The organism is Bradyrhizobium algeriense (assembly GCF_036924595.1).
Classification (GTDB): Bacteria; Pseudomonadota; Alphaproteobacteria; order Rhizobiales; family Xanthobacteraceae; genus Bradyrhizobium; species Bradyrhizobium algeriense.
The window spans coordinates 1733041-1755055 of the sequence record NZ_JAZHRV010000001.1; the positions used below are offsets into that span (position 1 = coordinate 1733041).

The following is a 22015-nucleotide window of genomic DNA, read 5'->3' on the forward strand; positions in this document are numbered from 1 at the left end:
CATCGTGAGCGGCAACCCGACATTGGAGCGGATAGCCAGGGGCAACGCGCTGGCGCTGTGCGCGACCGGCTCGTGGACGGCCCGCTTTGCGCCGGTGCTGGAACGAATGGTCGCCGACGCCGAGAAGCTCCGCGGCACCCGGCCCGACATCTTTATCGACGTCTCCCAGGTGTCGAAGCTCGACACGTTCGGGGCCTGGCTGATCGAGCGGCTGCGCCGAAGCCTGACCAAGGGCGGTGTCGAGACCCAGATCGCCGGGCTCTCGGCCAATTATGCGAGCCTGGTCGACGAGGTACGCCGCGTGAAGGCCGAGCCGATCGTCGAAACCGACCGCGTGACGATCACGGGCATGCTGGAGCAGATCGGCCGCAGCGTGGCCGGCGTCGGCGGCACCCTGATCGGGCTGATCGACATGCTGGGCGCGGTGCTCGCCGCGGCCGCCCACGTCCTCATTCGGCCCCGCGGCTTCCGCCTGACCTCGACCATCCATCATCTGGAGCAGGTGTGCTGGCGCGCGGTCCCGATCGTGGTGCTGATCACATTTTTGATCGGTTGCATCATTTCGCAGCAGGGCATCTTCCATTTCCGCAAGTTCGGCGCCGACATTTTTGTGGTCGACATGCTGGGCGTGCTGGTGCTGCGCGAGATCGGCGTGCTGCTGGTGGCGATCATGGTGGCGGGCCGCTCGGGCTCGGCCTACACCGCCGAACTCGGCTCGATGAAGATGCGCGAGGAGATCGACGCGCTGCGCACCATGGGTTTTGACCCGGTCGAGGTTCTGATCCTGCCGCGGATGCTGGCGCTGGTGCTGGCGCTGCCGATCCTGGCGTTTCTGGGTGCGATGGCGGCGCTTTACGGCGGCGGGCTGGTAGCGTGGCTCTATGGCGGCGTCGAACCGGAAGCTTTCCTGCTGCGGCTGCGCGACGCCATCTCGATCGACCATTTCATCGTCGGCATCATCAAGGCTCCGGTCATGGCGGCCGTCATCGGCATCGTCGCATGCGTCGAGGGACTGGCCGTGCAGGGCAGCGCCGAGTCGCTCGGGCAGCACACGACATCCTCGGTGGTGAAGGGGATCTTCTTCGTGATCGTGATGGACGGCGTGTTCGCGATCTTCTTCGCATCGATCGGAATGTGACCATGGCGGGCGAAATTTCCGACGCCATCATCCGGGTCCGCGACATCACCGTGCAGTTCGGCAAGACACGCGTGCTCGACGGGCTCAACCTTGACGTCAAGCGCGGCGAGATTTTGGGCTTCGTCGGCCCCTCGGGCGCTGGAAAATCGGTGCTGACGCGGACCATCATCGGCCTCGTGCCGAAAATCGCCGGACGTATCGAGGTGTTCGGCGTCGACCTGGACGCGGCGAGTGCCGCGGAGCGCCGCAGCGTCGAGCGCCGCTGGGGTATCCTGTTTCAGCAGGGCGCGCTGTTTTCGTCGCTCACGGTACGCCAGAACATCCAGTTTCCGGTGCGCGAATATCTCAAGGTCTCGCAGCGACTGCTCGACGAGATCATGGTGGCCAAGCTTGGCATGGTGGGCCTGCGGCCCGAGGTCGCCGACCGCTATCCGTCCGAACTCTCCGGCGGCATGATCAAGCGCGTTGCGCTGGCGCGCGCGCTCGCGCTCGATCCCGAACTGGTGTTCCTGGACGAGCCGACCTCGGGGCTCGATCCGATCGGCGCCGGGGATTTCGACGAACTGGTGCGCACCCTGCAGCGTACTTTGGGCCTGACCGTTTTCATGGTAACCCATGACCTCGACAGCCTTTATACGGCCTGCGACCGCATCGCGGTTTTAGGGAACGGTAAGATCATTGCAGCAGGATCGATTGCCGACATGCAGGCCTCGCAGCATCCCTGGCTGAGGCAATATTTCCACGGCAAGCGCGCCCGCGCGGTCATTGGCTAGAAGGTCATGGGCTAGAGAGCATGATCACGAAGTGCGCACCGGTTTTTGATGAGATCATGCTCAAACAAGCGATAAACGACGGGTCTGATCGGCGAGGCTGAACAGACCCAGGTTCCGGAGTACCTTGAGTTATGGAAACGCGGGCGAATTACGTCCTGATCGGGGCCTTCACGCTGGCGGTGATCGCCGCCGCATTCGGCTTCGTGCTGTGGTTTCAGAGCCTGCACGCCACCAAGCAGCGCAGCCCGATCCGCATCGTGTTCGAAGGCCCGGCGTCCGGCCTGCGCAATGGCGGCAGCGTCAATTTTAACGGTATCCGGATAGGGGAGGTTGTATCTGTTAAGCTCGACAACCCGCGGCGCGTGGTCGCACTCGCGATGGTTGAGAACAACGCCCCGATCCGCAAGGACACGCTCGTCGGCCTCGAATTCCAGGGACTAACCGGCGTCGCGGCGATTTCGCTGAAGGGCGGCGAGGAAAATGCGGCTGCCGTGCCGCTCGACGAGGACGGCGTGCCGATGCTGACGGCCGATCCGAGCGCGCTACAGGACGTGACCGAGTCGATCCGCGCCACGCTGCAGAACGTCAACCGGCTTGTCGCCGACAACCAGGAATCCGTGAAGAACTCGCTGCGGAATCTCGAAACCTTCACCGCCGCGCTCGCGCGCAACTCCGAGAAGATCGACAATGTCATGCTCCGGGTCGATGGCGTGATGGGCAAAGCCGACAGTCTGATGCTCGGGCTGAACACGATCGCGGGCGGCGCCGCCGGCGGCGAATTGAATCTGATGGTGAAGTCGATCCGCGAACTCGCCGAGGATTTCGACAAGCGATCGGGCGCGCTGATGGCCGATGGCCGCCGCACCCTCTCCGACATCAGCCGCGCCGTGAACAATTTCGATCGTAATCCGAGCCGGGTGATATTCGGCGGAAGCAACAACGCCGCGCCGGCGGAATCAAGCGCGGCCGCCCCGAGGCCGACCGCGGCAGCTCCGCCGAGGCAGCCGAGCGGGCAGAAGCGGCAGTAGGCCGTCTCCTCGAGCGCCAAACGCAGTCACCGCTTCCCTTGGGCTCGAAGCGGGTTTATGAACTTCAATCCGGCAAAGTCCTTTTCATTGTCGGTCGCGACCACGCAACTGTTTGCCTCCGCCGTCGCGGCCACGATCATGTCGAGCGCACTGCGTGGCCGCCCTTTGGCTCTTCCATCGGCCATCAGCCGCGCCCAGATCAGGGCCGCTTTCTCGTCGAAGGCGAGTACGCGGCCAGCGAACAGGGCTTGCGGTCCTTCCGGACCGGCGAACCAGGCTTCCAGGACAGCGCGTTTCTTTCCGGCAGGCTTCTGCAGCAGCCCGCGCTGAATTTCCGCGACAGTCAGTGCGGAGATGAACAGCTCAGTGTCAACCTGTTCCGACATCCATGCCAGCAGCGACGTTGAAGGATCCGGCTGTGTAACGTTGCTGATGATACTCGTGTCGAGCAGGTAGCGTGTCACAAGTCGACCTTGCGACCGGTATCGTGCGAACGCGCGAGATTGAGATCGGCTCCGACCAGCGGCGAACGGCGCAACGCGGCAAGGATGCCACCTTTCCCTGGCGGTTCGCCCGCGATCGTTTGGCTCACGGCCGCCCGAATCCGCACGGCATCGGGATCGTTCTCCGCAAGGCGCCTCGCTAGCGATCGAATCAGGTCGCGGTCGGCGTCGAGGCCAAGAACCTCAAATCGCGCCATGCCTCGCTTTACCAACCGCGTTCGATAATTCCGGAGCGCTCGCTTCTGAGCGGTGTCGGCCATCTGAGGCTTCCCATGTCGATGTATCCGGTAATATAGCCAGATATGAGGTTGTTTGCAAGACGCGCATCTGGAAGGCGAAGGGCCGACGTTGGTGGGAACAACGGATCTCCGAAAACAAAACGGAGGCCGCGAGGCCTCCGTTTTCCATTCGCCACGCGCTATTCGCGGCTTACCCCAGCCGCCCCGCCGCGTGCGCGAGCAACGTGTAGACGAGGCCGGTCTCCGAGGTGAGGTGGCCGCGCAGCGCCTGCGGTCCACGATCCTCGCGCGCGACTTCGTCGAGCAGCCGTTCGAACTCGGCGATATAGCGGTCGACCGTCTGCTTGAAACCGCGGTCGGCGCGGTATTTGCGGGCGACTTCGTCGAACGCCTTCTGGCCTGCCGGCGTGTAGAGCCGCTTGCTGAACGCCTTGCTCTCGCCGCGCTGATAGCGGTCCCACATTTCGGAAGCGAGGTTGCGATCCATCAGCCGGCCGATGTCGAGCGACAGCGACTCCAGCGGATTGGCGGGGGTCTGCGGCGCGCGGCCACGGGGAGCCTGTCCCGCGCCTGCATCGGTGCGGTGGAGCAGGTCGGACAGCCATCCGTCCTGACCGCCTGCCGGCGAGACCGGCGGGGCTTCGGCGCGGCGCGCGGCCGGCACGCCGAGGTCCGGCGGCGGCAGCGTCGATGCGCTGCCGGCGTCGCGCATGCGCACCTCGTTGCGGCCGCCGGCGGCCATCGCTACGGGTTCTTCCTGGCGCTGCACGCTGGCACGGCCGGAGGTCACGACGTCGAGGCCGCGGCCATGATGGGCGACGATCCGGTTGAGTTCGGCGAGCGCCTCGATCTGATCGACGATCACCTTGCGCATCTGCGCCGTGTTGTCGGCGGCCTCCTGCGGCATCTCGAGCACGCCGCGGCGCAGCTCGTTGCGGGTCGCCTCGAGTTCGTTATGCATTTCGGCGGCCATCTGCTTCATGGACTGCACCATCGCACCGAACTTCTCGGTCGACTCCTTGAACATCGCATCCGTCTCGTGGTTGCTCTGCTGGTAGAGGTCGTTCATCGCATGGAGGGTCTGCTGCCGCTCGTTTTCGGCCGCCGCGCGCACCGCTTCGAACTGGCGGCTGATCGCGGCCGATCCGGCGCCCGCGGTTTCCGCGACCACGCGCGCGATATCGCGGGCGCGCTCTTCGGCCGCGGCGAGCGATTCGTCGAGCAGGCCGGTGAAGCGCGACAGGCGCTGGTCGAGGTCGGTGGTGCGCAGGTCGATGGTGGTCACCAGCGATTCGAGCTGCGACTTGCGGTCGGCGACCGAGGTCGTGGTGGAACGGTTGGCCTGTTCGACCACGCCGGCTGCCTCGACCAGCTCCTTGCCGTGCTTCTCGAACTCGCTCGACAGTGAGCCGAGATCCTCCAGCGCCTTCGTGGTCTTGCTGTTGAAGACGGTGAGCTGGTCTTCCAGGGTCTGCGTGGCGACCCCGTTGCGGGCGGTGACGTCGTTCATGGCGGACACGAAGTCGGCCACGCGGGTCACCAGCGCGCGCTCCAGCGAGTTGAGATTGTCGTGGGCGCCGGTCAGCACTTCCTGCAGCAGGATGTTGCCTTCACGCAGCCGTTCGAACAGCGCCACCGTATCGGTGCGCAGGATCTTGCTGGTCTCCTGCATTTCGGTGACGGCGGCGATCGAGACCTGACGCGACTGGTCGATGGCCGAACGCGACGACTGCTCGAGATCCTTCAGCGACTTTGCCACCGCGCCGGTGGCCATGTCGCCCGCGGACGTGATCGTGCGCGCGACTTCCGAGCCGTGGGTCGACATCGATTGCGAGAAGGCCTGGCCGCGGGTCTCGATCGATTTCAGGGCGTCGGCGGTGACGCGGTCGATGTCGGTCGTCAGTTGCGTGGTCCTGGTGCTGAGCGCCTCGACCAGCGAACCGCGGCGGCTGTCGACGATCTGCGCCAGACGGTCGGTCTGCTGCTGAACGTAGGTGACGATTTCGTCGGTCTTGCCGGTCATCGTCGAGCCGAAATTGCTGCTCGCGGCAAGCACCGAGCGCTCGATATCGGCCGAGGTCGATTTGACCTTGGTACTGACCTCGTTGGTGGCGGCGATCAGGGCGCTCTGCGCGTTCTGCGCGGTGGTCTGGATGGTGTCGGTCGTGCTGGCGGTGACGACGCCGAGCGAACGCTCCATGTCGGCGGCGATGGCCTTGATCTGGTTCGCGGCGTCGGCGGAGGTCGCGGAAAGCGAGCTCTGGGCTTCGCGCGCGGTGCCGAGAATGGAGGAGGCGGTTTCGGCACCAACCGCGGTCAGCGTGCGTTCGACATCGATCGCCAGCGACTTGACGTGGTTGGCGGCCTCGGTCGACGCCGTGATCAGCGTGTTCTGCGCTTCGCGCGCGCCCGTCGTGATCGACTCGGCGGTAGCGTTGCCGGCCATCGAGAGCGAACGCTCCACGTCGGCGGCGAGCGACTTGACCTGGCTCGATGCTTCGGCGGACGTGTTCATGAGGGTGCTCTGGGCCTCGCGGGCGCCTGCCGTGATCGCCTCGGCGGTCGCCGTTCCGGCGATCGAGAGCGAACGCTGCACGTCGGCCGCGAGCGACTTGACCTGAGTGGCGGCCTCGGTAGAGGCGGCGACCAGCGTGCTCTGTGCTTCGCGGGCGCCTGCGGTGACGGCCTCGGCAGTCGCAGTTCCTGCGATCGACAGCGAACGCTCGACGTCGGCGGCGAGCGACTTGACGTGGTTTGCCGCGTCTGCGGATGCGGTCACCAGCGTGGTCTGCGCCTCGCGCGCGCCAGCGAGAACCGACGCGGCCGTGGCGTCGCCGGCGGCCGAGAGGGTGCGCTCAACGTCGGCGGCGAGAGATTTGATCTGCGAGGCAGCTTCGGAGGAGGCCGACACCAGCGTGGTCTGGGCTTCCTGGGCGCTGGCGAGGATCGAGGTGGCCGCGCCGGTGCCGACGGCGGCAAGGGAAGCTTCGACCTCGGCCGACGTCAGTTTGAGTTGTGCGCCGACATCGGAGGAAACCGTCAGCAGCGCCTGCTGGGCGGTGCGCGCGCCGGTCTGGATGGTCTCGGCGGTATTGACCACGAGGTTGGTCAGCGAACGCTCGGCGTCCTCGACATGCGACTTGATGCCGGAGGACAGCATTTCGGCGCGCGACATCAGATCTTCGCTGGCCTGACGGCCGCTGCTTTCGATCCGGCCGGCCACGGCCTCGATGCGCGAACCGAGCAGATCCTCGAACTGCGTAACGCGGGTATCGATGTCAGTGGCGATGGCGCCGACACGCGTCTCCATGCCGCTGGCGATGCCGCCGACCCGCGTCTCAAGTCCACTGGCGATGTCGCCAACCCGCGTCTCAATGCCCTGATGAATTTCCTGGAACCGCGCCTGGATGGTGTCGGTCAGATAGGCGCAGCGACCGTCGAGGGTTTCGGTGACATTGGCAATACGATGGTCGACCGCTGCAATCGCCTGCGCGGTGCCCTCGGTCAGCGAGGAGGTGAGCAGGCTGAGCCGCTGGTCAATCGACTGGATCGCCTGCGCCGCGCCGTCGGTTAGCGAGCCCGTCAGGGTGCTGAGACGGTTGTCGATGGTCTCGGTGACGGACCTGGCGCGGCTGTCGAACGTCGTCTCCAGTGATTGCAGACGGCCGTCGACGGTCTCATCGAACCATTTGAGCTTGTTTTCGAGCGAAGTATCGAGGTTGCTGACGCGGGTGCCGAGCGTGGTTTCGAACTGCAGCAGGCGCTGATCGAGGGAGGCGGTGATCTCGCCGCTGTTCGAGACCATGCGGGTGTCGAAAGTGTCGACGTAATTCTTCAGGCTGTCGCTGATCTCCTGGGTGCGCGCGCCCATGCGCTCGACGATCTCGCCGCCGAAGGTTTTGACGGTGCGATCGAACTCGGAGATATGGCGGGTGATCAGCGCGCCGAGCGTGCCGCTGTCGCGGGCGAACTTTTCCGCAAGCTCGCCGCCCTGGTTCTTCACCAGTTCGTCGAAGGCGCTCATCTGCAGCGCGAGGCTGTCGTGGGCGTTTTCGGTCTGGCTGATCACCTTGGCGACCAGCGTGTTCACGGTCACGTCGAGCGCGTCGCTGGCCTTGTCGCCGGAGGTGAGGATGCGGCTCGCGAGGCGGTTGCCGGCATCGTCGATCTTGCTGACGAGATCGCCCGAGCGCAGTTCGAGTTCGAGCAGCAACGAGTCGGAGGAGTTCTTCAAGGAGTCGTGGACCTGCTCGGTGCGGTCGGAGATGCCGTCGACAATGGTCGAGGAGCGCTGCTCGAATTCGCCGGTGATGCGGTCGATGCGTTCGTTCAGCATCTCGTGGACACGATCGGCGAGATCGACGAACTCGTCATGGACGTGGCCGGTCTTGAAGTTGAGGCTGGTGGTCAGCCGCTCGGAGGCGTCGAGCACGGCGCGCGTGGTCTCGGCGCTGGCTTCCTCGAGGCGGTCGAGCAGGTCGCCGCCGCGCTCGCCGAGCGCGAGGATCATGTTGTCGCCGGCATGGCTCAGCGCGCTCGTGATGTGCTGGCCGCGCTCTTCCAGCGCGCCGGTGATGCTTTTCGCGACCTCGTCGACGCGCGAGGCGATGGCGTCCGAGATCAGCGCGATATCGTGGCGCAGGTCGATCTGGACGCCGGAAATGGCGCTGCGAACCTGCTCGGCCTGGCCGACCAGATTGTCACGCTGATGGGCGATATCCTGCAGCAGTGCGCGAATCCGCACCTCGTTGTCACTATAGGCGCGCTCGAGGGCCGCGACTTCATTGGCGACGAGCGTTTCCAGTTCGCCGGCGCGCGCGATCGCGCGCTCGACGCCGTCGCCCATCGCGGCGACTTCGCGGCGAATCGCCTGCCCTACGGTCACCATCGAATCGGCGGCGGCTCCCTCGGGCTCGGAGAAGCGGATCGCGACCTGCGCCATCGACTGCGCGATCATCCGCATTTCCTGGCCGCGCCAGGCGAGGCTGGCGAGGAAATAGAACAACAGCACCGGCGCAAAGAACAACGCGGCGAGGCCGGCGAGCACCAGCACGCCGCCGCTCTGTCCGATCGCCGCCTGCAGCGCAGGCAGGAAGCTGACGGTCAGCAGGCCGCAACCGATCACCCAGACTCCGCCAAACACGGAGGCGAGCGTGTAGACGCTGCGGGCAGGGCTGCCCTTCTGGATCGCCTGCAGAATCTGTCCGATGGTTTCGCGATCGTCATTGGCGGCGCGACGGGGACTGCGCGGCTCCTCGATCGGATCGAACCCCGGACGCTCGGCGCTTCCGCGCGTGTCAAAAGACATATCGGAATAGGGCGGCGGGGCCGACGGACTGGTCTGAGGGGCGAGCTCGTTGCCGAGCGAATTTCGGCTGGTGTCGACGGTCGTATCGCCGATGTTGAGCGCTTCCTGAATTGCGGAGAGCGCGACTTCAGTGGGATCTTTGACCTTCTTGGGATTGTTCGCCATGTTCAGTCTGAGCCCTCTAACTTTTATGCACCCAGCCGTTCTTGCAAAAAGCCCCCGCAAGCTCGAAGCCGGATTCATAACCCCCGCGGACCGCAAGCCCGCCCGCCGGCAGCTTGTCCGCATACATCCGCAAACATCCTATTGGTTGAGCGATACGAATGAAATGGCCGCGATTAAGACATTGTTAATCATCGTTAACAGCTTTGTTCCTTAAGGCCTTAAGGATACACAAATTTCTGGAACCGGATCGTCGATCGAGGCGGATTATCGGCTAAAACAAGGCTAAGTTGGGGCGAATTCCGGGAACGTTCCGTTAACCGTTGCTGTGGTTGGCTGACCGGGATGCCCCTCCCGAGAATCAGTGCGGCGGGGCGATCCGGACTTTAGGCCATGCCGCTTCATCTCGAACGGATAGAATGGATGCCATCGCCACCGCTGGCTCCTGGCGACGGGCCGATCGATTTCGACCATCTGCAACGCATGACGCTCGGCGACGCTGCCATCGAGCAGGAGGTGTTGACGATGTTCTCGGCCCAATCGGCAACCCTTATGCACACGCTCGCTGCCATACCTGCGGATGCCAGCGCGCTGGCGCACACGCTCAAAGGGTCGGCCCGCGCGATCGGCGCTTTTGCGGTTGCCGATGCCGCAGCCCGGCTGGAGGCGGCCATCGCCAGGGGCATCGATGCGTCCGCTGCGCTCGCCGAACTCGGCGAGGCGGTTGCAGAGGCGAGGGCAGCGATCGAGGCGGTTCTGCGCCGTTCCTGAGCGGAAAGCGGTCCGTATCGGCCAAAATCCCGATAAAATGCTGCTCTTAAGGTTTTCGTCCCGACCGCTGGCGCTGTGCGGATCGACCCGTTATAGGACTGCCGGGACCATCCTTACATATTCCGGCAGCACGAGCGATCATGGCCAAAATCCACTTTGTCGACCATACCGGCGAAAAACGAACCATTGATGTCGAGAACGGCGCGACCGTGATGGAAGCCGCGATTCGCAACGCCATTCCGGGCATCGAAGCCGAATGCGGCGGCGCCTGCGCCTGCGCGACCTGCCACGTCTATGTTGACGAGGCCTGGCGCGAGAAGGTCGGCGCTCCGACCCCGATGGAAGAAGACATGCTGGATTTCGGTTTCGACGTGCGGCCGAACTCGCGCCTGTCGTGCCAGATCAAGGTGAGCGACGACCTCGACGGCCTCGTGGTGTCAACGCCGGAACGGCAGGCCTGAAGTCCGCAAAACATTCAGCGCGATCCGGCGTTGGCCGTGTCGGCGAGATGGTCGTCGACCGCATATAGCGTGCAATCGGGTGCGTATTCCGCGCAGGCGGTGAGGGCAGCCTCCGCCGCTTCGCGCGTCGACCGGCGCCCGCTGCGAAAAGCGAAAGCTCCCTTTGGCGAGACGGCAAAGGCCCTGTGCGGGCTCGCCGAGAGAGAATCGGCAAATCCCGCGCGCCCCTTGTCGCGCAATTGCGGCGGCGGCTGCAGCGGCGATGGCGCCGGCATCGCGGCGATATCGCGCGTTCCCAGATTTTGATCGCGCAGGAAGTCATCCACTACCGGCGTCCACAGCGGCATCCCACGCGAAAACAGAGAATGGCCGTCATCGCCGTGCGGCGGGAAATCGACGAATTGGGCTCGGCCGCCGGCGCCGGTAAAGGCGTCGCGCAATCGGCGCACCAGTTCGGGCCCGAAGAACTTGTCGTTCTGCGCGTAGATCCACAGCGTCGGAATCCGTGACGTCTTGCCCAACGTGGCGAAAGCGCGGACCAGCGCATCCTCATCGCAGACGTCATTGTCGGCGCGCGAACCGCGGCCACCGGCGAAGTTGATCGCGGCGGCGAGGCGCGGCAGGTTGCATCGCGATGCAGACGATCAGTGTCGCCAACATCGCCGCGCGCGTCATGCGGGTTTTGCTCCGTGGCGAATCCAGCGCTGAAAATTCGCCAGGATATCCGGCGTCAATGGCTTAGGCTTGCGCGTGGCTTCGTCGAGCAGCACCGATACCGATTGTGCTGACGCTACGCATGTGCCTTCGGAGAACACCACCTGATCGAAGGTGACGGAAGTCCGGCCGAACTTCACGACGCCAAGTCCCATTTCGATCGTACCGGGCCAGCGCAATTCGGCGCGGAAATGCATGTCGAGGCGGACCATGATCCAGGTGACGCCGTCCGGCATCAGCCCGTAGCTGCGGTCCTTTATCAGCGTGACGCGGCCGGTTTCGAAATAGGTGGCGTAAACCGCGTTGTTGACGTGCTGGTTGGGATCGAGGTCGGCAAACCTCACGTTGTCCGACAGGCGATAGGGAAAATCCTCCAGGCGCGGGGTCGCGTCGGGACGCAAGGGGGCGTTCACGGGGTCATCTCCGAAAATCTCGTTCCCTTACAGCCCACTTGTCGAATGACGGCAAGGGGTTGCCGCCATCACGAACGCCATATTATGGCTTTCCTGTCAGCCCCGGGTTGGCTAGACAGGTGCGGCCTTCCCGCCAGGTTCAACCGAAAAGAAGCTGATATGAGCGAAGCGATCAAAACCGATGTGCTGATTATTGGTGCGGGTCCGTGCGGCCTGTTTGCCGTCTTCGAACTGGGCCTGTTGGACATGAAGGCGCATCTGGTCGACATCCTCGACAAGATCGGCGGCCAGTGCGCCGAACTCTATCCGGAAAAACCGATCTACGACATTCCCGGCATTCCCTTCGTCACCGGCCAGGGCCTGACGGAGGCGCTGCTCGAACAGATCAAGCCGTTTCATCCGACCTTCCATCTCAACGAAATGGTGGAGACGATCGAGAAGATCGGCGATCCCGGCTTCCGCGTGACGACCGATGCCGGCCAGGTGTTCGAGTGCAAGGTGGTGGTGATATCAGCGGGCGGCGGCTCGTTCCAGCCGAAGCGTCCGCCGGTGCCGGGCATCGAGGCCTATGAAGGCACCTCGGTGTTCTATGCCGTGCGCAAGATGGAGCAGTTCCGCGACAAGAGCATCCTGATCGTCGGCGGCGGCGATTCCGCGCTCGACTGGACGCTCAACCTGCATCCGATCGCCAGGCGCGTGACGCTGCTGCACCGGCGCGACGATTTCCGCGCCGCGCCCCACAGTGTCGAGCAGATGCGCGCGCTGGTGGCTGGCGGAAAAATGGATCTGAAGATCGGTCAGGTGACGTCGCTGGAAGGCGAGGGCGGCAAGCTGTCCGCCGCGATGATGAAGGGCAACGACAACGCGATCTCGAAGATCGACTGCGATACGATGCTGCCGTTCTTCGGGCTGACCATGAAGCTCGGCCCGGTGGCGAACTGGGGCGTCGCACTCGAGAACAATCTGGTGCCGGTCGACACCGCGGCGTTCGAGACCAATGTTCCCGGTATCTTCGCGATCGGCGACATCAACACCTATCCCGGCAAGCTCAAGTTGATCCTGTCCGGCTTCCACGAAGGTGCGCTGATGGCGCAGAAGGCGCACCGCTACGTCTATCCGGACAAGCGGCTGGTGTTCCAGTACACCACCTCGTCGTCGAGCCTGCAGAAGAAGCTCGGGGTCAACTGATACCCAAAAAATGACAGTTGGGCTCGCGGTGCTTTGCCGGAGCGCGCGGCGATCGTTACTGGAACCGTCCGCGAAATGGCCTTAGTCTGCGGTCATTCATTTAGAGGATTGACCAGGTGATGACGATGCGCAAGCTGGCCGGATTTCAACTGATACTTCCGATCGTGTTCGGGCTCGCGTTTGCCGGTGAACTCGCCGCGCAGCCGGCGGAACTTTCGGCTGCCGGGCTGTGGGAGAAGGTCGAGAAGGGCAAGCCGGTCGGATGGTTCCTCGTCGTAGACCGCAATGGCGCCTTCGAGGGCGTGTTCGCCAAGCTCTTTTCCGAACCCGGCGATGCTCCCAATCCCACTTGCTCGAAATGCACTGACGATCGCAAGGATGCGCCGTGGCTCGGGCTCTCGTTCATCCGGGAGATGAAGCGTGACGGATTGAAATACGAGAACGGCAATGTGCTCGATCCGCGCGATGGCAAGATCTACAAAGCCAAGATGACGCTCAGTCCCGATGGGCAGACGTTGACGATGCGCGGCTATCTCGGCATTTCGCTGCTAGGCAGGGATGAGGTCTGGACCCGCCTGCCTGATACGGCGCTGGCGCAGGTCGATCCCGCGATCATCGCAAAATATCTGCCGGCGCAGGCCGCGGCGATGAAGCCACCTGCCGGTGCCGCAAAAGCCCCCGCAGCGCCCAAGAAGACCACTGCGCCGGCACAAGTTCCTGCACCTGCGCGTTAGTTCAATCCGCCGGTTCTACCTGGTGGTCGCGGCGCGCCCGGCGCAACCGGTATCGGCGGCGCCGGCTGCGACGTGACTTCAGGCACCCCCGCATCGAGCTGCAGTACGGCGGCAGCGGCCGGCACGGCGGCATCGGCCATCGCGGCGTGGCCCTCGGCGCTCGGATGCACCGCGCCGCCATAGACTGCCGACAGCACGCCCCAGGTCGCGTCGTGGATATCGGAGGGCTGCTGCGACGTCGGCAGGCCTTGCGGGTAGGTCATCGCTGCGAAGTAGCTGTCATTGGCATCGCGGATCCAGCGCGCGCGCGGCAGATAGGCGCGGTACTCGCCGGCGCTGCGGCCGCACAGCATCGGCTGGCTGGCGGCCGAGACGATATCGGGATCGAAGCTGTCGCCGGTCGCCGAGAAGCACTGGCGGTCGAATTCGGGATCGCTTTCGGCGCGTGCGCAGAAGCCGTGGTTGGCAAAGCTGGTCTGATGGTTGTCGACGAAGGTCATGCGGTCGGTGCGCGGATTGCGGCACAGGATGCCGCCCTCGCACAGCGCCAGCCCTCTCAACTGCGGCAGGAATTCGCTTTCGACGAAGTTCGATACGGCGGCCAGCCGCTGCGGCTGGGCGTTGAAGGAGGGATGAATGTCGAAGCCGGCGCGTCCGCCGGGGCATGGCGCGCCGCCATTCGACAGCGTCGGATTGGCGTAGGAGGTATAGACCACCCGCGACAGGTCGCCGCCGACCAGCGGCTTCAGCGCTTCGCGCAGTTTTGCGAAGCCCTGCGGCAGGTCGCGCGTCATCGCACTGCGTGCGTCGTCCACCGAGGCCATCACGCCGCTGCGCCGAAACAGCACGCGTTCGGTCGCCGTATCCACGATCACGTCGGCGACGAGGCCGGAGAAATAGATGTCGTTGGCTCCGACCGACAGCAGCACCAGGTCGAGGTTGCGATCCGGTTGCCGGCGTTTCGCGGCGGTGAGGGCATCGCGCAGTTCGGCCAGTTGCCCGTTGACGGTGCCCTGGCACGCACCGCCCGATTTCGACGGCAGGCAGTCGCGGGCGCGTTGCGAACCGAACAGCCCGTCGGAAATGGTGGCGCCGGTGCAGGCCAGCGGCAAATAGGTCACCGCGATGTGCGGATATCGCACGGCGAGCGCCAGTGCGGTCCGGGTCTGATAGCTGTAGAGCGAACGGTGGCAGGCGGGATTGAACCAGAGCGCGCTCTGGCGCTGCCAGACCGGCAGCGTGTCGGGCGCCTCGCAGGCGCGTCCGCCTTTATAGCCCGCGCGGCTCGGCCGGTAATATTGCGCGGCTGCCGTTCCGAGATAGGAGCGGAAGCAAAAGCCTTCATCGGCCAGCGCAACCGGCCGGTCCGGATTGCCCTCGCCGGAGGCGACGCTGTCGCCGAGGCCGGCGATGAAGATGTCGCGCACCGCGATCTCGGTGAACACGCGCTGACTGCCATCCGAGCTGGACACGTCGGCGGTCACCACCGTGGTGCGGCCGTAGCGGACCCGGAGGTTGACCGGTTCGGCGCAGTCGAAGGTGGAGGTTTGCGGGCCGTCGCCATCGTCCACCGTCCAGGCGCAGGTGGCGCCGACCGGCACCGGGCCGGTCAGCCGGATCACGACCGGATGATCGATCGGGGTCAGATAGCTTTCCTTGACGTTGTCGCGCGTGCAGGGCTCATTGACGCGGCCGGCGAGATCGATGCAGAGCCTGTTCACCGTGTTGCGCGCCCAGCCGCGGCCGTCGCTCTGGATCTCCAGCACCTGCTCCGAAGCCAGCACGCTGCGGCCGCGGCCGCTTTCGGCGTGCAGCAGGAAATCCCGCTCCTCGCGGAACAGGCGGAAGCGGTTGCGCACCTCCCAGGAAATCTGCAGCGGCCCATAGCCGCCCGCGGTCTGGGCTTCCGCAGCCGACGTGAAGATGCCGGCCAGCGCGCCGGCAACCAGCGCGACCGACAGCATTGAACGTAGGAGGATTCCAGCCATGGCGTCGTTTGACGTTAGCGGTAAGGCAGAAATAAGAGAATGAGGCGGCTCTGCGTCAAAAGACCAGACGGCGCAGATAACGACGCCGTTACCGGCCTCAGGATTGCCGGCCCTTGATCGGTGGTCGCACCCGGGCCCTGGCCGTGCAGGCTTCGCCGAGCCGGCGCCGTTCAAGCCAGGGTTGCAGCACACTGAGCCAGAGTTCGCGTGCCCCCATGATCCAGATCGAGATGCCGAAGGGAATCAGGAAATACAGGATCCGGAACACCACCAGCGTCGCCAGCAGCTGTTCCTTGCCGAACTGCGGCAGCGCCACCAGCATCGCGGCGTCGAACACGCCGATGCTGCCGGGGGCATGACTGGCAAAGCCGAGCAGCGTTGCCAGGATGAACACCACCGCCAGTGAAACGAAGTCGATATGCGGCTCGGTTGGCATCAACAGATACATCGCCAGCGCGCAGAACCCGAGATCGACGACGCCGATCACGACTTGCAGCAGCGTCAGCCGGGCAGACGGCAACACGACCTTCCAGCCGTTCTGCCCGAGCTCGCGGCGACCCTCGCCCATCAGTATCCAGACGAAATAGGCGGCGATGCCGGCCAAGCAGCCGAGCGCGATCAGCCGATTCATCGCCGGCGGCAGCAGGTCCATCGCCGTTGCCGCCTCGGGATGCCAGGCCATGCCGCAGCCGAGCACAAACAGATTGCCCAGCCAGAAGGTCAGGCCGGAGAGAAAGCAGATTTTTGCGACATCGATCGCGGTCAGACCGTAGTCAGAATAGATCCGGAACCGGATCGCGCCGCCGGTAAAGACGGTGGCGCCGATGTTGTGGCCGATGGTGTAGCTGGTGAAGCTCGACATCGCGGCGATGCGATAGGGCACGTGCGTCTTGCCAATGGTTCGCAACGCGAAGAAATCGTAGAAGGTCAGCGTGCAAAACGCGCCGACCACGCACAGCGCGGCCAACGCGATCCGATGCGGGGCGATGTCGGTGAGCGCAGTCAGGATAACGCCGGTGTCGACCCCCTTGAGGGTTTGAACCAGGTGGGTAATCGCAAGACCGATGATGAGTAGACTCGCAGCGATTCCCAGCCGTTTCCAGCCGATCTTCTTCTTGAAGCCACGCCCGAGCGCGGTCAGCAGCCGATGCATTCATCCTCCCGGCGGGGCGGCAACGTAAATATCAAGGTCTGTCACGACAGGTGACAGTCGACGGTTAGAGGGACCGTTCGCGCAACCCATAAGCCAAAACCGGGCCGTTGTGCAGCCCTTGACAAGCATGCCTTTTGGCTTCGTTCGCCGTCCTTGTCATACGCCCTACATATGTCGCCGCGTTAACGATTTTGAGTCGCATCGAGGTCCGTTCCGCGTGCTCTTTTTGCCGTTCCGTCCGTTCCATCACGGCGTTTTCGAGGCCTTCAGGAACATCCTTTTCGCGAGCCGGTTAGCTCCCCGTCAGCATCGAACACGAATAGCGCGCGTCCGGCCGGGAAAAGGCCTGCGCCTGCATGTTCCCCAAACGAAGGATGACCACAATGGGACTCTTCACCAGAGACATCCAGACCATGAACGACCTGTTCATCCATCAATTGCAGGATATCTATTATGCCGAAAAGCAGCTCGTGAGAGCATTGCCAAAAATGGCCGAAAAGGCCACCGACAAGCTGCTCAAACAGGGCTTTTTGACCCATCTCGATGAAACCAGGACGCATGTAGAACGCCTCGAGGAGATATTCCGCATGCACGGCGCCGAGGTGAAGGCGGTCGATTGCCCGGCGATCGACGGCATCATCGAGGAAGCCGACGACGTCGCGGGTGAGGTCGCTGACAAGGCCGTGCTCGACGCAGCCCTGATCAACGCCGCGCAGGCCGCCGAGCATTATGAGATCACCCGCTACGGCAGCCTGATCGCGTGGGCGCGGCAGCTTGGACGCAATGACTGCGCCAGCATCCTGCAGAAGACGCTCGACGAGGAAAAGACGGCCGACAAGAAGCTGACCACATTGGCGGAAGGCAGGGTCAACCTGCGGGCCGCAAGCTGATTTCGTCGCGCAGTTGAGGCAAAACGCCGCGCCGGGAGCAATTCTCGGGCGGCGATTTCGCGAGCGGAGACCGGCATCGCAGCCATACTTCGATCATTAGCGAAACGTTTGGTTGAAACGGACGCATTTGTAGACCGGATTCGTGAAATGAATTCGCCGTCACTAAAGGTGCTCCGGAGCCGTCCAGGTATGGTTGGCTACCTGAACTTAACCATCGGCGGCGGGTACTTCCGGTGAATTTTCAAAACGTTGTTCACCATCCGCGCAACTGAGCTGCGGTGGGTTACCTCAAATATACGAATGGAACCGCAATTACAGGCCACTGGGGAGTCTGTAAATGTACCGCGTTCTAACTTGTCTCACTACCGAGCATGACTGGCGTCTGGTCGTATTGGCAGGCACCATTTGCTGGCTCGCCAGCGCCGTCGCCATCAGCCTGTTTCATCGGGCCAGGGCGTCAAGCGGCCGAACGCGCGCGGTTTGGATCGGCCTCGATGCGGCTGTCGGCGGCTGCGGAATCTGGGCCACCCATTTCGTCGCGATGCTGGCGTACGATCCAGGTGCGAACGCCGGATACAGCATATCCATCACCTCGTTGTCGCTGGTCTTCGCGATAACCATCGTCGCCATCGGCCTCTGCATTGCATTGTCCAGTGCGCGCCAATCGGTAATTGCGCTTGGTGGCGCCGTCATTGGCGGCGGTGTCGCAGCGATGCACTATACCGGCATGGCGGCGCTCGAGCTTCCGGCGTTCATCGTATGGTCGCCCGGCATCGTTGCGGCCTCGATTGTGTTTGGCAGCCTGTTTGCGGCCATGGCGCTTCTCGTCGCCGTGCGTCGCGACAATCCCGTTCACACCGTGGCCGCCACCGGGCTGCTGACGGTTGCGATCGTTTCGCATCATTTCACGGCGATGGGCGCCGTCACGCTTGTTCCCGACCCGACGCTCGGTAGCGATGGGCTGTCGATTTCTCCGACCGCGCTTTCGTTCCTGACGGCGGTCGCGGCTTTCGCCCTCCTCGGTCTGTCGCTGCTGGCGTCCATGATCGACCGCCGCGCGAAGAGCGAACTTCATCAGCAGAAAGTCCTGCTCGACACCGCGCTCGACAACATGTCGCAGGGACTTTCCATGTTCGATGCGGATGGCCGCATCCTCCTGTACAATGATCGCTATGCCGAAATGATGGGACGGACCGGTATAGACCTTCAGGGTCGTTTGCTGCTCGATGTGCTTCGGCAGCAGAAGGCGCTCGGCCGCTGGGATGGCGATCCAGATCAGTTCGTCGCCAGCGTGATCGCCGAGGCCAGGGCCGGCAACAGCGTGACCAGGACGGTGAGCCGCAACGGACGTTCGATCCGCGTCGTCGATCAGCCGATGAAGGGCGGCGGATGGGTCGCCACCTTCGAGGACATCACCGAATGGCAGGCGGTCCAGGAACAGATCTCGCATATGGCGCGGCATGACGCGCTGACCAATCTGCCGAACCGCACGCTGTTCCGCGAACAACTCGAAAAGGCCTTGCGGCTCGTCAGGCGCAGCGATCAGCTTGCGGTGCTGTGTCTCGATCTCGATCACTTCAAGGACATCAACGATTCGCTCGGCCATCCGGTCGGCGACGCGCTGCTGAGAGAGGTCGCACGGCGTCTCGGCGAATGCGTGACGGAGCACGACACGGTGGCGCGGCTCGGCGGCGACGAATTCGCGATCGTGCAGTTCTGCAGCGATTGCGAGCCGTCCGCCGTCGCCATGCTCGCCAGCCACGTGGTCGAGAAGGTTTCCGCGCCCTACGAGATCGCCGGTCACCAGCTCGTCATCGGCGTCAGCATCGGCATTTCGCTGGCGCCGGAGGACGGCAAGAATCCCGACGAGCTCCTCAAGAAGGCCGATCTTGCGCTCTACCGCGCCAAGGAGGACGGCCGCGGCACTTACCGCTTCTTCGAGACCGGAATGGACGCGCGCGCACAGGCGCGGCGGCTGCTGGAACTCGACTTGCGCGCCGCGCTGCAGCGCGGAGAGTTCGAGGTCTATTACCAGCCGATCCGCGACGTTGCCAAAGACGTGGTGGTCGCCTTCGAAGCCCTGGTGCGATGGAATCATTCGCTGCGCGGCATGATCTCTCCGGTCAATTTCATTCCGCTGGCGGAGGAAACCGGCCTGATCGTGCCGCTCGGCGATTGGGTGTTGCGCCAGGCTTGCATGGACGCGGCCGGCTGGTCGCAGGATGTCGGCGTCGCCGTCAATCTCTCGCCGGTGCAATTCAAGAATCTCAACCTGGTAGCGTCGGTGAAGGATGCATTGAGTGCTTCTGGGCTTCCGGCGCATCGGCTCGAACTGGAAATCACCGAATCGGTGCTGCTGCAGAACACCGAGGCAACGCTTTCGGTTCTGCATGAGCTTCGCGGCTTCGGCGTCAAGATTTCGCTGGACGATTTCGGAACCGGATATTCGTCGCTAAGCTACTTGCGCAGCTTTCCGTTCGACAAGATCAAGATCGACCGCTCGTTTGTCAGCGAACTGGCAACGCGCGAAGATTCCATGGCGATCGTCCGTGCGGTGACCGGCCTCGGCAAGAGCCTCGGCATCGTCACCACGGCCGAAGGCGTCGAGACCGATGCGCAATTCGATCTCCTTCGCCAGGAGGGGTGCACGCAGGCGCAAGGCTATCTGTTCAGCCGCCCGCGTCCCGCCGCTGACGTGGAGAACATGCTGATACAGCCGCGGCAGCGCCTGATAGCCTAGGCCTTGCACAGCGCGAAATGCGCGCCGCAGAACGCCATTGCCGCACCGAGGCATAAGGCCGCAAGGCCCGCCAGCACGCCTGATATGGTCGGGACGGGGCTCGGCGCCGAGGCGGCCTGTCCCGCGCCGGCGAGGATCAACACGCCAACCACGATCAGGAACTGGCGCATCCGCTGTGGAATTTGGCCCGAGGCCGCGCTGTGCATCAGGTTGGCGGTGAAATAGCCGCCGGAAAAGCCGACGGTCGCGATCAGCCACCAGGCAATCGCCGCACCCGCGGGCATGAATTCGCTGGTATCGGACCGCCACAAGCCGCCGAGATCGAGCCCGTAACGTGCGCCCAGCATGTGGACGGCCAGCGCCAGCAGCACTCCGGAAACAATCGCGCCGGCCAGGATCAGGCGGCGCGGAAAATAAGTCGTCTCGGCCATGGCCCGCTTGTAAGGTAAAGCCGGCTCGCCGCGCAAGCAGGCGGCTTCAAACGACACGGGATATTTTGGATTGCCGACATCATTGCCGAACCAGGCCGGGGAAGGCGAGGGCGCGCGCACGATCAGCTACCTCTACAAGGCGTCGCTGATCTCGTCGGCGTATCAATTCGAACTGACGGATGCCGGATTGTCGTGGCGGATCGGCCGCCGGTCCGGTGTGTGGCCCTATGCAGATATTGCTTCGATCCGCCTGTCGTACCGGCCGATGTCGATGCAATCCCGCCGCTTCCGCGCCGATATCGCAAGGGCCGGGGAGGGGCGGATCGCCATCCTTTCGACGACCTGGCAGACCGTCTCGTTGATGACGCCGCAGGACCAGCGCTACCGCGTCTTCATCACCGAGCTGCATCGAAGGATGAAGGCGACAGGCAGCCAGGCTTCCCTGACCGGCGGCATCGGGACGGTGACCTATGCCACGGCGGTTGTGATGCTGGCGCTGCTGGCCATCGCCATGGTCGGGCTTCTCGTCCGGGCGCTTGCGACTTCCGAATTCACCGGCGCGTTGTTTCTTGTCGGCATGGCGATTTGGTTTGCCTGGACCATCGGCGGCTTCATCAAGCGCAACCGGCCGCGCAGATATTCGTTCGACGCGCTTCCTGAGACACTGCTGCCGTAACAGGCTTCGCAATCAAGCGACACGAAATGTGATTTCGCGAAGCACCGCAGGGCACGGCACTCTGTGCGGCGTTCCTGACACGAAGCGAGTGGCCGTGACAATCCCGACGACGCGATCGCCGACGGAAGCCGAGATTGCCGCGATCAATGCACAGCATCTGATCGAGACGCCGCTGCGGCCGGCCGACCTGTTGTTCGTGTTCGGCACGCGCAGGGATGTCGAGGAGCGCGTCGATGAAGCCTGCCGGCTGTGGCGCGAAGGGTTTTTTCGCTGGGCGATCGTGAGCGGCGGCGTGACGCCGGGATCCGATCTGTCGGAATGCGAGATCATTGCCGGTGCAATGGTCGCGCGCGGTGTTCCCGCGGACCTCATCCTGAGAGAAGATTGCGCGATGAACACCGGCGAGAACGTGATCTTCTCGCTGCCGATCATCGACCGCGCGCTCGGGCTCGCCAGCATCCGCAGCGTGATCTGTCTCGGCAACACTTGGACGGCGCGCCGCTATCCGATGACGCTGCACCGGCACTGGCCGGAAGTGGAGAAGATGCTGGTCATGGTCGACAGTTTCAAAACGCCGCGGGCGCTGTGGCACACCGACGCCGAATTCTCGCGCCGCATGCTCCATGAGTGGGACAAGATCGAGCCGTACAAGGCGAGGGGCTTTATCGCGGAGTGGCCGGTGCGCGAAAGGCGCGATCGGTAACT

The 22015-nt window shown here is 64.0% G+C and carries 19 protein-coding genes; 11 read left to right on the forward strand and 8 right to left on the reverse strand.

What is annotated here, in order from left to right:
* Window positions 1-4 precede the first annotated feature (4 nt).
* The 3 genes from V1286_RS08310 (at window position 5) to V1286_RS08320 (ending at window position 2939) form a co-directional block, all read left to right on the forward strand.
* Window positions 5-1138, forward strand: a complete 1134-nt coding sequence (locus V1286_RS08310) for an MlaE family lipid ABC transporter permease subunit (RefSeq protein ID WP_334478832.1) — start codon at window positions 5-7, stop codon at window positions 1136-1138.
* 2 nt (window positions 1139-1140) lie between these two features.
* Window positions 1141-1911, forward strand: coding sequence for an ABC transporter ATP-binding protein (locus tag V1286_RS08315; protein WP_108513221.1), 771 nt, complete (start codon window positions 1141-1143; stop codon window positions 1909-1911).
* A gap of 131 nt (window positions 1912-2042) precedes the next feature.
* A complete protein-coding gene (locus V1286_RS08320; RefSeq protein ID WP_334478834.1) occupies window positions 2043-2939 on the forward strand; it encodes an MlaD family protein in 897 nt (298 codons plus the stop codon).
* 26 nt (window positions 2940-2965) lie between these two features.
* Here the strand turns inward: V1286_RS08320 and V1286_RS08325 are convergent, their stop codons facing one another.
* From V1286_RS08325 to V1286_RS08335, 3 genes are all read right to left on the reverse strand, one after another.
* Window positions 2966-3403, reverse strand: coding sequence for a PIN domain-containing protein (locus tag V1286_RS08325; protein WP_334478835.1), 438 nt, complete (start codon window positions 3401-3403; stop codon window positions 2966-2968).
* On the reverse strand, window positions 3400-3702 hold the full coding sequence (locus V1286_RS08330; protein WP_334478836.1) for a hypothetical protein: 303 nt from the start codon (window positions 3700-3702) through the stop codon (window positions 3400-3402). Before V1286_RS08330 ends, V1286_RS08325 begins: the two co-directional genes overlap by 4 nt.
* Window positions 3703-3871: 169 nt before the next feature.
* Window positions 3872-9154 (reverse strand): apolipoprotein A-IV repeat region-like domain-containing protein, encoded by a 5283-nt coding sequence (locus tag V1286_RS08335; protein WP_334478837.1) that lies wholly within the window; start codon window positions 9152-9154, stop codon window positions 3872-3874.
* A 390-nt stretch (window positions 9155-9544) separates the two neighbouring features.
* Here V1286_RS08335 and V1286_RS08340 point away from each other — a divergent pair, with 390 nt between their 5' ends.
* Window positions 9545-9922: an Hpt domain-containing protein gene (locus V1286_RS08340; RefSeq protein ID WP_334478838.1), complete on the forward strand. Its 378-nt coding sequence runs from the start codon at window positions 9545-9547 to the stop codon at window positions 9920-9922.
* 140 nt (window positions 9923-10062) lie between these two features.
* Window positions 10063-10383, forward strand: coding sequence for a 2Fe-2S iron-sulfur cluster-binding protein (locus V1286_RS08345; RefSeq protein WP_247836033.1), 321 nt, complete (start codon window positions 10063-10065; stop codon window positions 10381-10383).
* A 14-nt stretch (window positions 10384-10397) separates the two neighbouring features.
* Here the strand turns inward: V1286_RS08345 and V1286_RS08350 are convergent, their stop codons facing one another.
* Both V1286_RS08350 and V1286_RS08355 read right to left on the reverse strand, forming a co-directional pair.
* Window positions 10398-10904 (reverse strand): alpha/beta hydrolase, encoded by a 507-nt coding sequence (locus V1286_RS08350; RefSeq protein WP_334478841.1) that lies wholly within the window; start codon window positions 10902-10904, stop codon window positions 10398-10400.
* A gap of 150 nt (window positions 10905-11054) precedes the next feature.
* A complete protein-coding gene (locus tag V1286_RS08355) occupies window positions 11055-11510 on the reverse strand; it encodes an acyl-CoA thioesterase (RefSeq protein WP_334478843.1) in 456 nt (151 codons plus the stop codon).
* A gap of 159 nt (window positions 11511-11669) precedes the next feature.
* Between V1286_RS08355 and V1286_RS08360 the strand changes: the two genes are divergently transcribed.
* Together V1286_RS08360 and V1286_RS08365 are read left to right on the forward strand one after the other, a co-directional pair.
* Window positions 11670-12698: an NAD(P)/FAD-dependent oxidoreductase gene (locus V1286_RS08360; protein WP_334478845.1), complete on the forward strand. Its 1029-nt coding sequence runs from the start codon at window positions 11670-11672 to the stop codon at window positions 12696-12698.
* Window positions 12699-12823: 125 nt separating this feature from the next.
* Window positions 12824-13432: a DUF2147 domain-containing protein gene (locus V1286_RS08365; protein WP_334489583.1), complete on the forward strand. Its 609-nt coding sequence runs from the start codon at window positions 12824-12826 to the stop codon at window positions 13430-13432.
* On the opposite strand, the gene V1286_RS08370 is transcribed toward V1286_RS08365, so the two are convergent.
* Window positions 13429-15420 carry an SGNH/GDSL hydrolase family protein gene (locus V1286_RS08370; protein ID WP_334478847.1) on the reverse strand — a complete coding sequence of 664 codons (1992 nt, stop codon included), beginning with the start codon at window positions 15418-15420 and terminating at the stop codon, window positions 13429-13431. The two genes, V1286_RS08365 and V1286_RS08370, sit on opposite strands and share 4 nt — an antisense overlap.
* 97 nt (window positions 15421-15517) lie before the next feature.
* Window positions 15518-16573 carry a lysylphosphatidylglycerol synthase transmembrane domain-containing protein gene (locus V1286_RS08375; RefSeq protein ID WP_334478849.1) on the reverse strand — a complete coding sequence of 352 codons (1056 nt, stop codon included), beginning with the start codon at window positions 16571-16573 and terminating at the stop codon, window positions 15518-15520.
* Between the two features lie 383 nt (window positions 16574-16956).
* Between V1286_RS08375 and V1286_RS08380 the strand changes: the two genes are divergently transcribed.
* Both V1286_RS08380 and V1286_RS08385 read left to right on the forward strand, forming a co-directional pair.
* On the forward strand, window positions 16957-17463 hold the full coding sequence (locus V1286_RS08380) for a YciE/YciF ferroxidase family protein (RefSeq protein ID WP_334478850.1): 507 nt from the start codon (window positions 16957-16959) through the stop codon (window positions 17461-17463).
* Window positions 17464-17800: 337 nt separating this feature from the next.
* The gene (locus V1286_RS08385) at window positions 17801-20203 is read left to right on the forward strand and encodes an EAL domain-containing protein (protein ID WP_334478852.1); all 2403 of its coding nucleotides are present in this window, start codon (window positions 17801-17803) and stop codon (window positions 20201-20203) included.
* Here the strand turns inward: V1286_RS08385 and V1286_RS08390 are convergent.
* Window positions 20200-20634: a hypothetical protein gene (locus V1286_RS08390; RefSeq protein ID WP_334478853.1), complete on the reverse strand. Its 435-nt coding sequence runs from the start codon at window positions 20632-20634 to the stop codon at window positions 20200-20202. The two genes, V1286_RS08385 and V1286_RS08390, sit on opposite strands and share 4 nt — an antisense overlap.
* Window positions 20635-20704: 70 nt before the next feature.
* Between V1286_RS08390 and V1286_RS08395 the strand changes: the two genes are divergently transcribed.
* Window positions 20705-21310: a hypothetical protein gene (locus V1286_RS08395; RefSeq protein ID WP_334478854.1), complete on the forward strand. Its 606-nt coding sequence runs from the start codon at window positions 20705-20707 to the stop codon at window positions 21308-21310.
* A 94-nt stretch (window positions 21311-21404) separates the two neighbouring features.
* Entirely contained in the window at window positions 21405-22013 is a 609-nt protein-coding gene (locus V1286_RS08400; protein ID WP_334478855.1) for a YdcF family protein, read from the forward strand.
* Window positions 22014-22015 lie beyond the last annotated feature (2 nt).